This window comes from Secundilactobacillus hailunensis, assembly GCF_005405185.1.
GTDB classification, from domain to species: domain Bacteria; phylum Bacillota; class Bacilli; order Lactobacillales; family Lactobacillaceae; genus Secundilactobacillus; species Secundilactobacillus hailunensis.
The window spans coordinates 1-454 of sequence record NZ_BJDO01000134.1 but is presented as its reverse complement, the minus strand read 5'-3'; the positions used below and the strand labels follow the sequence as shown (position 1 = coordinate 454).

At 54.4% G+C, this 454-nt stretch carries 1 protein-coding gene; it reads left to right on the top strand.

Features of this window, described 5'->3' with window-relative positions:
• Positions 1–454 (top strand): hypothetical protein (locus FFM73_RS12845; protein WP_373278683.1); only part of this gene is annotated, 454 nt, incomplete at both ends.

Sequence of the window (454 nt, the reverse complement as noted above, 5' to 3'; positions counted from 1 at the left end):
CAAGAACTGGTCAGACGGCGATAAGACGGTGGCCGTCGTGCAGACGACACCAACGACCGATCCGAAGACGGGCGAGACTGGCACAACGAGCGTTGTGACGGTAACGGAAACACCAAAGGATCAGCCAAGTTTGCCGGACGTTACAGTTAAGCCAGGTGAAAGTGTCAAGACCGGCAAGACGACGGTCACGAACGATAACCCTGGTGTAATCATGACTCACGACACACCAGGAACGGATACCCAAGGTAATCCAACGACTGACCAGACGGGTGAGAACGTCAACCCAGATGGGACCAGCTCATTCTTCAAGGTCGACGATGGTGTATCAGTTAACGCCGATGGCTACTACAACACAATCACGACCACGGATCCTGAAGGTGGGACTACCACTACGAAGGTCGATGGCAGCGGTGCCGTGACCGAAGTGACCAAGAACTGGTCAGACGGTGATAAG